Source organism: Marinobacterium rhizophilum, assembly GCF_024397915.1.
Classification (GTDB): Bacteria; Pseudomonadota; Gammaproteobacteria; order Pseudomonadales; family Balneatricaceae; genus Marinobacterium_A; species Marinobacterium_A rhizophilum_A.
In genome coordinates, this window is the sequence record NZ_CP073347.1 from 4080205 (window position 1) to 4093148 (window position 12944).

At 58.9% G+C, this 12944-nt stretch carries 10 protein-coding genes; 2 read left to right on the plus strand and 8 right to left on the minus strand.

Going from position 1 to position 12944, the window contains the following annotated elements; translation table 11 throughout:
- Positions 1–103 precede the first annotated feature (103 nt).
- The 6 genes from iolG to KDW95_RS18440 form a co-directional block, all read right to left on the minus strand.
- Entirely contained in the window at positions 104–1096 is a 993-nt protein-coding gene (iolG, locus tag KDW95_RS18415; protein ID WP_255853240.1) for an inositol 2-dehydrogenase, read from the minus strand.
- 360 nt (positions 1097–1456) lie between these two features.
- Positions 1457–2515 carry a LacI family DNA-binding transcriptional regulator gene (locus tag KDW95_RS18420; protein WP_255853241.1) on the minus strand — a complete coding sequence of 353 codons (1059 nt, stop codon included), beginning with the start codon at positions 2513–2515 and terminating at the stop codon, positions 1457–1459.
- A gap of 339 nt (positions 2516–2854) precedes the next feature.
- A complete protein-coding gene (locus tag KDW95_RS18425; protein WP_255853242.1) occupies positions 2855–3889 on the minus strand; it encodes an ABC transporter permease in 1035 nt (344 codons plus the stop codon).
- A 36-nt stretch (positions 3890–3925) separates the two neighbouring features.
- On the minus strand, positions 3926–5473 hold the full coding sequence (locus tag KDW95_RS18430) for a sugar ABC transporter ATP-binding protein (RefSeq protein ID WP_255853243.1): 1548 nt from the start codon (positions 5471–5473) through the stop codon (positions 3926–3928).
- Between the two features lie 100 nt (positions 5474–5573).
- Positions 5574–6518 (minus strand): sugar ABC transporter substrate-binding protein, encoded by a 945-nt coding sequence (locus tag KDW95_RS18435; RefSeq protein ID WP_255853244.1) that lies wholly within the window; start codon positions 6516–6518, stop codon positions 5574–5576.
- A 175-nt stretch (positions 6519–6693) separates the two neighbouring features.
- A complete protein-coding gene (locus KDW95_RS18440) occupies positions 6694–7593 on the minus strand; it encodes a sugar phosphate isomerase/epimerase family protein (protein WP_255853245.1) in 900 nt (299 codons plus the stop codon).
- Positions 7594–7859: 266 nt separating this feature from the next.
- On the opposite strand from KDW95_RS18440, the gene iolD reads away from it, so the two are divergent.
- Entirely contained in the window at positions 7860–9710 is a 1851-nt protein-coding gene (gene iolD, locus KDW95_RS18445) for a 3D-(3,5/4)-trihydroxycyclohexane-1,2-dione acylhydrolase (decyclizing) (RefSeq protein ID WP_255853246.1), read from the plus strand.
- Positions 9711–9726: 16 nt separating this feature from the next.
- On the plus strand, positions 9727–10893 hold the full coding sequence (locus KDW95_RS18450) for a Gfo/Idh/MocA family protein (RefSeq protein ID WP_255853247.1): 1167 nt from the start codon (positions 9727–9729) through the stop codon (positions 10891–10893).
- 107 nt (positions 10894–11000) lie between these two features.
- On the opposite strand, the gene KDW95_RS18455 is transcribed toward KDW95_RS18450, so the two are convergent.
- Positions 11001–12617, minus strand: coding sequence for an MFS transporter (locus KDW95_RS18455; RefSeq protein WP_255853248.1), 1617 nt, complete (start codon positions 12615–12617; stop codon positions 11001–11003).
- 117 nt (positions 12618–12734) lie between these two features.
- Positions 12735–12911, minus strand: a complete 177-nt coding sequence (locus KDW95_RS18460; protein WP_370646701.1) for an AGE family epimerase/isomerase — start codon at positions 12909–12911, stop codon at positions 12735–12737.
- Positions 12912–12944 lie beyond the last annotated feature (33 nt).

Consider the following 12944-nt stretch of genomic DNA (forward strand, 5'->3'; position numbering starts at 1 on the left):
TTCTCCTGTGTGTTTGAGGCCGCGGCGCTCAAACGGATAGCGGGTCAGCGCGCGGGGCTGTGCGGCCACTGGCCGGGCCCGCACGGCTGAGAATAGACGCGCGTTACAGTTTGACGATCTGTCCTGTTTCCAGGGACTGCTGGGCCGCATTGGCCATGAGCAGCGCAAGCCTGCCATCCTGAAACGACGGTGACACCGGCTTGCCCTCAATCACGGCGGCGATAAAGGCATCGAGCTGCAGCCTGTACGAATCCTGGTAGCGGGTGATAAAGAAGTCCTGCAACGGCTCACGGGCAGCGGTAGCGCTTGCGGTATGGCGTGTAACCGAGGTGGGAGTCTGGTTGTTGGACAGAATCATGCCCGCCGAGCCAAAGGCCTCGATGCGCTGGTCATAGCCATAGACCGCGCGGCGCGAGCAGTTGATATGGCACAGTGCGCCCGAGGCAAACTGGATGATGGCCATGGCGGTATCCACATCGCCGAAACGGCTAAGTTCCTTGTCGACCAGGACAGCGCCCATAACGCTGATCGAGACGGGCGTATCCTTCATGATGTAACGCGCCATGTCGAAGTCATGGATCATCATGTCGCGGAACAGGCCGCCCGAATGCTGCAGGTATTCTGCCGGCGGCAGGCCAGGGTCGCGGCTGGTGATGATCAGGCTTTCAAGCTGGCCCATCTCACCGCTTTTAACCGCACGCTCAACCGCATTGTGGCTGGGGTCGAAACGGCGGTTAAAACCCATCTGGATCGGTACGTCACAGTCTTTTATTTCGTCCAGGCAGCGGTCAACCTTGCTGATATCCAGATCGATCGGCTTTTCGCACAGAATGGCTTTGCCTGCCTTGGCTGCCCGGATGATGAGATCGACGTGGGTGTCTGTGGGAGTAGCAATCAGGATGGCCTGAACCTTGTCGTCCGCCAGGGCCTGCTCAACCGTTTCAATGGCTGTGACGCCATACTGGCTGGCAACGTCCTGGGCGACCTGGGTGTTGACGTCGAACACATAGGCCAGGCGTGCGTGCGGATGGGCGGCAATGTTGGCGGCGTGCATTCTGCCTATGCGGCCTGCACCGAATAACGCGATCGTAAGCATCCGGGAAACTCCGTTATTTGTTGTTATGGGGCAATCATTCCTGGCGATCAGGGCCGGTGCCTGGCTGTAGCGAGGCTGTAAACGGGAGCCGGATCGAGTCGCGATTACACATTTAGTCTGCAGCTATTAAATGAAAACATTTTCATAAATGCAAGCCTGTTGTAGTCTCTAGCGCGAAAAACAGGGCCTTATTCGTGCTTTTGTTGAAAACGTTTTTACTTGTTGGGATGTCGACCCTGATGGCAGCCGTGGCTGCGAGGCGAACGCAGGCCGGGCCGCCGTTCCGGTGGTCCGGGGCAGTGCTGAAAAACGTCGGCGAGTGTCGGCGCTTGCAGGAGCGCCGATCTTCTGGGCTGGCCCCTAAGCGGTCTGGGCCCCGGCAATGCTGGCCCGTGTCGAGCCCCGGGTGATCAGGGTACAGGGCAGGATGATGTTCTGCGGGGCCATGGAAGCATCCTGGATATGCTCGAACAGTGCGGTAACGGCGGTGTTGACCATATCGGTAAAGGGCTGGCGAATAGTGGTCAGGTCGTAGGCCCGGCTGGCGGCGAGGCGAATATCGTCGACGCCAATAATCCCGATATCCTCGGGTACCTTGAGGCCAAATTCGTATCGGATGGCATCCATGCCGCCACAGGCCATGATGTCATCGAGATAAAAAACAGAGTCGGGCTTTGCGTGGGAGGTGAACAGCTTGCAGGTCGCCTCATAGCCCGAGTCGTAGCTGTGCTGGTTGCCTTCTGTGGTGGTCCATTCTGTGCAGCCACGTTCGATCAGTCGGGTGATGAAGCCGCGCTGCCGGTCGGTGGTGATGGGCGCGCTGGTGGTAGCACCGACAAAAGCCGGCCGGGTATAGCCCGCATCGAGCAGCGCATCGGCCGCCATGCGGCCTCCAGCCACATTGTCGCAGGACACGATGGTGGCCGGCGCATTGCGTGAGTGGTGGCCGAAGATAACCACGGGGGTGTTGCGTCTCTGGCAAGCACTGACCAGTTCGTCGGGCAGGGATGAGCTGGTTACGATCAGGCCGTCCACATGGTACTCCATGATCAGTTCGACGGCTTCGGTGACGCTTTTCTGCGGTCCAACGTTGATCAGCAGGCTGTGGCAGTTGTGTTCCTGAATGGTTGCGGTCAGGTCACTGAGAATAGACAGGTAGGCGGGGTTTTCGAAATCCGTCATTAAAATGCCGATGAGGCTCGAGCTCGATTTCAGTCCCCGTGCCAGGCGGTTGGGTTTGTAACCCAGCTTTTCTGCCGCAGCGAAGACTTTTGCACGGGTTTTCGCAGAGCAGCTGCCATTGGGGTTAAACGCCCTGGAGACCGCCGAGATCGAAACCTCTGCCTCGGCAGCGACTTCGGTAATGGTAATGTTAACCGGGCGGGAGAGCTTGTCGGCTGTTTGGCTTGAACTGCTCAAAAATACTGTCCTGGCAATTTGGGGGCTGTATTGAGGCACGTTACGTATCCGCAGTCATGATTGTACGGATTTTGGTGCCGGTCATGCAGTCCGTTGCGTTGATTGACTATACGGGGGCTGGCAATGAAATGGTATATGGCACAGCAACAGTGTTGCGACACTGTTGCTGTGCCTGGGTGGGCGCTCGCGGTGTATCGACGCGTACAGGTCTGACTGGAAATCAGGGATCGCCGATCGTCAGGTTTTCTTACTGCGCTTGTTCTGATGGTGCATGTCCATGACGACCACGATGGATGATTGGGAGCCCCTTGTCATGGCCTGCGCCTGTGGCAGGCCTCGTCAGGTTTTCTTGCTGCGCTTGCCCTGGCGGTGGATGTCGACCACCACGGCCACAACGATAATCGCGCCCTTGATGATGTCCTGGTAGTAGGCATCCACACGCAGGAAGGTGAAGCCGGAGAGCATTACACCCAGGATCAGTGCGCCGATCACGGTGCCGGTGATGCGGCCGCGGCCACCGGACAGCGAGACCCCGCCGATTACGGCAGCGGCGATGGCATCCAGTTCGTACATCAGCCCCATGCCGGCCTGGGCGGTCTTGATGCGGGCGATGGCGACCATGGCGGCCAGGCCTGCCAGGAGCCCGGCGATCATGTAGACCTTGATCAGGTGTGACTCGATGTTGATGCCGGATACGCGGGCAGCCTGGGGGTTGGCACCGATGGCGTAGGTGAACTTGCCGAAGCGGGTGTAGCGCATCACGATATGGAAAACGGCGGCCACGACCAGGAAGATGACCACCGGGGCCCAGCGGCCCATGCCGTTACCCAGCATGGCAAAGCTTTCGGTGAAGCCGGAGACCGGGCTGCCATCGGTGTACCAGCGGGCCACACCGCGGGCGGAAACCATCATGCCCAGGGTGGCAATAAAGGGCGGAATCCTGGTTTTGGTGATGAGCCAGCCGTTGACGAAACCGGCGGCGGCGCCAACCGCGAGGCCGACCATCAGCGGGATAAACCAGGGCAGGTCGACCAGGGCCGGGTGAATGATTTTCGGCCAGTTGGCATCCTGGGCAAAGGTGGCGGCGACCATGGCGCTCATGGCCACTACGGAGCCGGACGACAGGTCGATGCCGCCGGTGATGATGACCTGGGTCACGCCCACGGCGATGATACCGATAACCGAGACCTGCAGAATGATGATCTGCAGACGGCTCATGTTGCCCAGGAAGCTCTGGCCGACGAGGAACCAGCCGAGCACTTCAAAGAAGGCGGCGATACCGAACAGCACCAGCAGAATGCTGAATTCCTGGGGAAGGCGTTTCTTTTGTGCTGGTGTTGGCGCCACGGGCGCAGTTGCAGTGTGCGTTGTCATATCTACCTCTTTAAATTCCGGCTATGGCGATAGTTTTTATTGGGAAGCCAAATCCATGACTGCGACCTGGTTGGCATCGGCACGGTCCAGGATGCCGGTGACATGGCCTTCATGCATGACGACAACGCGGTCACTCATGCCGAGCACCTCTGGCATCTCGGACGAAATCATGATCACCGCCACGCCCTTGTGGGCCAGCTGGGTAATCAGGCTGTGAATCTCCGACTTGGCGCCCACATCGATGCCGCGGGTCGGTTCATCAAGAATCAGAATTTTTGGGTGGGTCAGCAGCCAGCGCCCGATCAGGACCTTCTGCTGGTTGCCGCCGGACAGGTTCTCGATGCACTCATGCATGTTCGGTGTCTTTACGCGCAACTTCTGGCTGATTTCCAGGCAGGCTTTTTCGAGCCGGGCTTCCTGCACGAAGCCATATTTCACAAAGTCATCATGGATGACCGCCATCTGGGCGTTTTCCTGGATATCCAGCGGCAGGAAGCAGCCCGTTTCCTTGCGGTCTTCCGTCAGAAAGGCCATGCCCAGCTTGATGGCATCGTGGGAGGTCTTGATTGACACCGCCTGGCCATCAATCTCGATGCTGCCGGAGGTGGCGGGCGTGACGCCGAACAGGGTTTCTGCCACGTTGGAGCGGCCCGAGCCCACCAGGCCGGCAAAGCCGAGAATTTCGCCGGCGCGCAGGTCGAAGGAGATATTCTCAAATATGCCTTCCAGGCTGAGGTTCTGCACCGACAGCACCAGATCGCCCAGTTCCACCTCTTCCTTGGGGAACATCTGGGTGATCTCGCGGCCGACCATCATCTGGATGATGTCGTCGCGGGTCACGTCCGAAGAGGGGTGGGTGGCGATGTAATGGCCGTCGCGAAACACCGAAAACTCGTCGGCGATCTCGAACAGCTCGTTCATCTTGTGGGTGATGTAGACGATGCCGATGCCCTGTTCGCGCAGGCCGCGAATAATCTCGAACAGGTGCGCCACTTCCTTTTCGGTGATGGCCGAGGTGGGCTCGTCCATGATCAGGACATCGGAATTGAAGGACACCGCCTTGGCGATCTCCACCATCTGGCGGTTGGCCACCGAGAGTTCGCTCACCTCGGCATCCGGGTCCAGATGGATATTAAGTCGGTCAAACAATTCGGTGGTCATCTGGTGCATCCGGGCGTGATTCACCAACCCGAAGGCATTGCGCGGTTCGCGGCGAATCCAGATGTTTTCCGCCACCGTCATGGAATTCATCAGTAACAGCTCCTGGTGAATCATGGCAATGCCGGCTTCCTGGGCCGCCAGGGGCGTGGCCAGGTGGACGGCTTCACCGCGCAGCCGGATCTCGCCGGCGTCGGGGTGGTAGATGCCGGCGATGATCTTCATCAGGGTCGACTTGCCGGCACCGTTTTCGCCCATCAGGGCATGTACGGTGCCAGGGCGCACGCGCAACGAGACATTATCCAGCGCGACGACGCCGGGGAACTCCTTGCGCGCATTGACGACCTCAAGCACGTATTCGTACGGTTTCACCTGGGGAGTTGCGCCCCTTGGTGACACTGCTTCCAGCTGTGATGCGTTAACCATGACGCACCCCCTCCTGTTTTATTGAGCGTGAGGGAGCTGCTGATCGTTGCGGCGCAGCCTGGCCGCCAGCGTCAACAGTCCCTAAGGGTAGTGGGCTCTGTTAGCGCATGTACTTTTCAAAGTTGGCGGGGGTCACCAGCTCAAACGGTACCCATACCTTCTGCTCTATTTTTTCACCGTTGACCAGCTTGATAGCGGTGTCCACAGCGCCTTTGCCCTGTCCGGCGGCATCCTGGAATACAGTCACATCGATCTCGCCCGCCCTGATGGCGGCCAGTGCATCGGGGGTGGCATCAATGCCGGCGATCACGACTGAGTCCATGGTTCGGCCCGTTGCCTTGAGTGCCTGAACGGCGCCGATGGCCATTTCGTCGTTGTTGGCGATAACGGCATCAAATTCGATACCCGCCGAGATCCAGTTGGTCATCAGGTCGCTGCCTTCGGTGCGGGACCATTTGGCGGTCTGCTCGGCGACCACTTCCAGGCCTGCGCATTCCGGGGTGGCGATGACATCGTGAATATCCTTGGTGCGCTGAATCGCCGCCTGGTTGGACAGCTCGCCCATCATGACCACGACCTTGCCCTTGCCACCCAGCAGGCGGCAGACTTCCTGCGTTTGCAGGGTGCCGGAGTCTTCTTCATTGGAGGCAACGAAGGCCTGGTTGTCCGGCAGCATATCGACATTGATGGGCTGACGGTTGACATACACCAGGGGAATGCCCGCGGCCGCGGCGTCATCGCTCATGGAAATGGTGGCGTCGGTATCCACCGGGTTGACAATGATGGCATCGACGCCAGAGGCGATAAAGTTCTGAATCTGATTGAGCTGGTTACCCACTTCGGCTTTGGCATCTTCAACCTGAAGCTCCACATTTATGTCATCGGCATAGGTCTGCATGCCGGTGCGCAGCGCCGTGAGAAAATTATCGTCAAATACGGAAATGGCAACGCCGACTTTCAGTGGTTCTGCAGCCATTGCCAGTGAGGAGGTACCGATCAGGGTCGCGAGAAGGCTGTGCTTGATTATTTTTTTTGCGTTGATCATGACTTTCTCCTGAATTCCGTCCCGGAGGGGGCGGTTCTATCTGCTTATATTTATTGGTTTTCGGGCTACAGGTGCCCTTGCAAAGCATTCGTCAGCGGCATGCTTGTCCTGGAGCACAGCACGCATTGAGCGTTGCTGTGCGTCCCTGGGTCATTCGCTGCTTGTGTCGCGCGACTCAGCCGCGCAGCACTGTATCCTGGATAAATGACAGGCTCTGGCGTGCGTTTTCCAGCGAGCTGTTATTCAGCGCGGCGGGGTCGACGTCCTGCTCCACCGTGACCCAGCCATCAAAGGCCAGGTCGATCAGTGTCTGGCGCAGCTGCTGGAAATCGACAGAGCCCTGACCGAGCGGGCAAAAGACGCCCTGGCCGATGGCGGTGTAAAAGTCGGTACCCTTGGCCACGACCTGTTCCAGCACCTTGCCGTTGATGTCCTTGAAGTGCAGATACTTGACGCGCTCGGCATAGGTTCGGATCAACTCTGACGGATTGATGCCGGCGTAGGTGCAGTGGCCTGAGTCGATACAGAGTTTGACGATGCTCTCGTCCAGATCATTCATGGCGCGATCGATTTCGTCGCGGTATTCGATATAGGTGCCTGCGTGCGGGTGCAGTACGGGAATGATGCCGTACTCATCCTGGCAGATGCGCGAGAGTTCATTGATGGTTTGCATCATGCCCTGCCACTGCTCTGGTGGCAGGCGGTCTGCGGTCAGAATCTGGCCGGCCTGGTCAGTGCGCGGTGAGGATACATGGTCGATAACAACCATGTACTTGGCGTTCTGGGGCTGCAGGACCTTGCAGGTGGCGTGGGTGTAATCAAGGATTTCCTGTCGACGTGACGGGTCGTGCAGGTGCTTGAAGATGGTACCGGCGATGAGCTGCAGGTCGCGCTGAGCCAGTTCCGCCTTGAGCTGCTGCACGTCGGTAGGGAAGTAGTTCAGTGGACCAAGCTCGGTCGCTTTATAGCCGGCCTGGGCAATTTCATCGAGCACCAGGTTCCACTTCGGATTGCTGGGATTGTCAGCGAACTCGATACCCCAGGAGCAGGGGGCGTTAGACAGGCGAAGCTGCATGATTATTATTCCTGTGATCAGGTTGGTCGTTATGTCTGCATCCTTTATATGAAAACGTTATCACCTTTGCAACCCTGAAATGTCTAAATGTGGCGTAAAAGGCGGCTATTTTTTGCTATTTCAGGATTTTTGGGAAAAATTAATAAAAACGTTTGCAAAAAAAACAAGGCTCCTTGATAGTTCTTTCCAAGGGGGCGGGTTCTGGCGACTGTCGTCTGCAGTACCTAGTCACGGGTGCATATCGTAATAATAAAAGGTAAGCCTCTATGGAAACCGTACGTTTGACCTTGGCCGAAGCGCTTGCGCGTTATCTGTCGGCGCAGAAAATTGAAGTGCAGGGAGAGCGCGTTGCGCTGTTTGGTTGCTCATTTGCCATCTTTGGTCACGGCAATGTGACCTGTCTTGGGCAGCAGCTGAAAAACATTGAGGATACGATTCCCACCTGGCGCGGCCAGAACGAGCAGTCAATGGCGACGGCGGCGATTGCCTATGCCAAGGCGAACAAGCGCCAGCGCATCGGGATTGCCTCTGCGTCCATAGGTCCGGGTGCGACCAATATGCTCACGGCGGCCGGCATTGCGCATACTAATCGCTTGCCGCTGCTCATGTTTGCAGGTGATGCCCATGTCAGCCGCTTGCCGGATCCGGTGCTGCAGCAGACGGAGCATTTTCATAACCCCGCGCTCACGGTCAATGACGCCTTCAAGGCTGTGACCCGTTATTGGGATCGGGTGGTGCACCCGGCGCAACTGCTGCAAACATTGCCCCAGGCGATCGAAACCATGCTGGACCCGGCCACCTGTGGCCCGGTTTTCATTGGCTTGCCGCAGGATATCCAGGGACTGGCCTATGACTATCCCGAGGCGTTTTTCGCCGAGCGCGTACACCGCATCCGCCGGCCTGAAGCTGAGCAGGTGGAGCTTGAAACCGCGGTTGAAATGCTGAAGTCGGCCCGCCGGCCACTGATCATCAGTGGTGGTGGCGTGCATTATTCCGATGCCTGCGATGCACTGTTGCAGCTGGCCGAAGCACACAATATTCCTGTAGTGGAAACCATTGCCGGTCGTGCAACGCTGCTGCAAAGCCATCGTCTTAATGGCGGCCCTATCGGTGTAACGGGCTCCAATTCAGCCAACTATCTGGCCGGCCATGCCGACGTGGTACTGGCGGTCGGTACGCGCCTGCAGGACTTTACTACCGGCTCCTGGTCCGTGTTTCGTGACCCTGATCTGAAGATTATTTCGCTCAATGTTGCCCGGTTTGACGCTACCAAGCACTTTGCACTGCCGCTGATTGCGGATGCCAGAAGCGGGATGACCCGACTGAGCGGCCTGCTGGGTGACTATCGTGCAGATGAGGCCTGGGCGCAAAGTGCGTTTGACGAGGCGAAAAAGTGGAAGGCGCTGTGCGCGCAGCGGGCCGAAGTCACACCCGGAACCGATGCATCCTATGCCCAGGTCATTGCGGCGGTAAACCGCCTGCAGGAGCCCGGTGATACCGTGCTTGCAGCGGCAGGTGGGCTGCCGGCAGAGCTCAACATGAACTGGCAGTCCAGGCAGTTGGGCAAGTTCGATATCGAGTTTGGCTTCTCCTGCATGGGGTATGAAATCGCGGGCGGCTGGGGCGCCAAGATGGCGAATCCGGACGGCGAGGTCGTCGTACTGGTGGGTGATGGCTCCTACATGATGATGAACTCGGATATTTACAGCTCCGTGCTGAGCGGCCACAAGCTGATCGTTGTGGTGTGCGACAACGGGGGCTATGCGGTTATCAACAAGCTGCAGAACAACACGGGCAATGAGTCCTTCAATAACCTGCTGAAGGACTGCCGTCGTAACGTGCCCGAAGTGGCCAGGGTCGATTTTGTCCTGCATGCGCGGGCCCAGGGGGCCTGCAGTGAAAAAGTGGCCAGCATGGACGACTTCGATGCGGCCTATGCGCGGGCGAAAGCATCGGACCGGACCTACGTGATCGTGCTTGATATCGATTCCACCCAGTGGTCGTCCTGTGATTGCTGGTGGGATGTCGGTTTGCCTGAAGTGACACGCAACGAGCGCACCGCCAAGGCGGTAAGTGATTTTGGTTTGGGTCGTAAATACCAGCGTCAAGGCATATAAGAGAGGGCTCTGAGTCATGTTTAACGAAGAAAAACGTTTTTCCCAGCCCATTCGCTGGGCAATGGTCGGCGGTGGGCGCGGCAGTGAAATTGGTTATGCACACCGCGCTGCGGCGCAGCGCGATAACCTGTTCCAGCTGACAGCGGGCGCCTTTGATCTTGACCCCCAGCGCTGCCAGGACTTTGGTACGAGTCTCGGCGTTGATCCGCAGCGCTGCTACGCGGATTACACCCAGATGTTTGCCGCCGAGGCGCAGCGTGAAGACGGCATCCAGGCTGTTTCCATCGCGACCCCTAATTGCAGCCACTATGCCATCAGCCGGGCGGCGCTGGCGGCGGGCCTGCATGTTATCTGTGAAAAACCGGTGACTTTCAGCGTGACCGAGGCTGAAGACCTGAAGCAGTGCGCACAGGCACGTAATCTTGTCTTTGGTGTCATGTACGGCTATTCCGGCTTCCAGATGCTGCATCAGGCGCGTGAAATGGTGCGCCGCGGTGATATTGGTGCCGTACGGGTGGTTAACATGCAGTTTGCCCACGGCTTTCACAACCAGGCGGTGGAACAGCACAGCCCGGGCGCCCGCTGGCGCATGAACCCGGAAGTCTCGGGTCCGACCTATGTGCTGGGTGATCTGGGTACGCACATTTTCTATGCGGCCCAGATGATTACAGGCCTGGCGGTCGACAGGCTGTGCTGCCACCGTCAAAGTTTTATCGAGACGCGGGCACCGCTCGAGGACAATGCCCATGTCATGCTGCAGTTTGAAGGCGGCGCTGTAGGTACCCTGTGGGCCAGTGCGGTGAATGCCGGCTCCATGCACCAGCAGAAAATCCGCATTGTCGGCGAGAAGGCGAGCCTGGAGTGGTGGGACGAGCAGCCCAACCAGCTGCGCTATGAAGTGCAGGGTGAGCCTGTACGCATACTGGAGCGTGGCATGGGATACCTGCACAACGATTCGACTGCGGTAAGCTGCAATCGTATCGGTGGCGGTCATGCCGAGGGCTTCTTTGAGTCCTGGGCCAACCTCTACCACCGCTTCGGTACGGCGATGGACGCCGCCAGTCGCGGTGAAGCGCAGCCCGACCTCTGGTACCCGGATATCGATTCCGGTATCGATGGCGTTCGCCTGCTGGAGTGCTGTGTAGAGTCGGCGGATAACCAGTCCGGCTGGGTCAAATTCTAGTCGCTAATTCGTCTGAGGCCGGCGCTGCCGGCCTCAGGTGCTGCTTTGGCTGAGCTGTCAGCTCAGCCGTGTCTTTCCTTCATGTCTCCTTTGGGTCGCCGGACGTATCAAATCGCCGGCGGCTCTTCTTTTGTCTGTTCCCGATGTCCTTCGATAATGGCGCGCACGGCCTGCGCCTCTTCCTCGCTGGCGCCGGCGACCAGGCCCGCTTCGATCAGGCTGTTGATGCGTTCCTTGTGCAGTGCGAACAGTTCATGCAGCGAACGGGTAATGTCGAGCCGCTGTTCGGGGTAGAGCTCTACCAGCAGCTGCATCAAATGACCCGACTGCTTGGGCAGTGCCAGTACCATCTTGGTGGCGACATCGCTCGGTTGCAGGTCGGTGCAGTCCAGCGTGAGGCGCATCAGTTCTGCGGGGTCCCTGGGTTGCTGGCGAAGGGCAACCAGCAGCAGCTTGAGGGCCGGTTCGTCTATCTGCGCCAGGCTGTAGTCCATCCCCGGATCCAGCTTGGATGAGCCCAGCGAGGTGGGCTGGGTGGTCACGCGGTAGGGTGCGCTCGCGCTCAGCCTCTCTGTGCGTATAAAGAGCTTGCGCACCAGCAGGAACACGATTACCGCGGCGTGGATCACGATCAGGTAGTAGTAGAGCCAGATGCTCTCGAAGGTACTCATCAGGAAGCCCGCCGTAATGGGGCCGATAACTCCGCCAACGCCCAGGATAATCTGCAGGGTGCTGGTGGCTGGCATGGCGTCTTTCAGGTCGATGTGATCGAACACCTGGGTGACCGCCAGCGGGAACAGGGCCACGCCGGAACCGCCGGAGGCCAGGAATACCAGCACCAGCAGCCCGGTGGGCAGGCCGACAAAGTAGTCAAACACGATCAGCAGGTTGCTGGTGATGCCCAGGGTCATCAGGCCGGATGCGACCGAGCGCTTGTCAAAACGGTCGGCGAGCCAGCCGGTGGGGTACTGGGTCAGCAGGCCGCCGAGCTGGTAGGAACCCAGAATCAGGGACAGCCAGACGCCGGTAAAGCCGCGCTCGTAGGCGTACAGGGATATCAGCGATACGCTGGCGGAGCTGATGAGGCCTGCGCAGAAGCTCGACAGGGTGCCGGACGGCGAGTACTTCCACAGTTTTTTCAGCGACATCGGCCGGGCCCGGGTGGTGGCTTCCGGCACCGGGATGCGACTCATGGACATGATGATCAGCGAGATGCACAGGAAGATGCTGATGATGCCAAACAGGCGCGGGTCGCTGTCGACCGACAGGTTCAGCAGGAAGGGGGCGCTGCCGAATCCCAGGGCGATGCAGATCTGGTAGATGCTGAAAATCTTGCCGCGATTGGTGCTGTCGCTCAGTACGTTGAGCCAGCTTTCCAGCGTGATGAAGCCGGTGACGAAACTGAAGCCGGCCAGCAGGCGCAGCAGCCCGGTGAGCCAGATGTTGGTGAGATAGCTGTGGGCTACCGCGATAATGGCCAGGGTCGCGGCCATGCTGGCGAAGGCCCGGATATGCCCGACCCGGTGCACCGCGCGGGAGGCAAACAGGCCCGCCAGCACGGCGCCGGCGGCATACATACTCATCGCCACGCCGATGTCCGAGGTGGCGATGCCCTGGTCGCTCATGCGTATGGGCAGCAGCACGAAGAAAAGGTTAAGACTGGCGGCGTAGGCGGTAATCGCGAACAGGATGGGGCTGATACGGTACAGAAGCTTTTGCTGCATGGTCTACATCCTTTTCCAAGCTGAAACACCCGCCAGACAGCACTCTACGATACGCGAGAAGCTGTGGCGGGCGTAGCCTTGATTGGCCATGTCTGCAACAAAAAAACCAGGGCGGATTCAGCCTTCCTGCGTGCTACAGCGCAGTACCTCGTGACAGGCCCCCATGGTGTGGTAGTCGCACTTGCCGCCGGGCGGGCTCTTGATGTCGTCATAGCGCTGGTTGCTGGCGTCCAGCAGGCGGAACCAGGCGCCGTGGCGGTGATCGATCATGTGTTCCCAGCTGTAGTCCCACAGGCGCTGGTACCAGTTCCAGTACTCGAGCGTTCG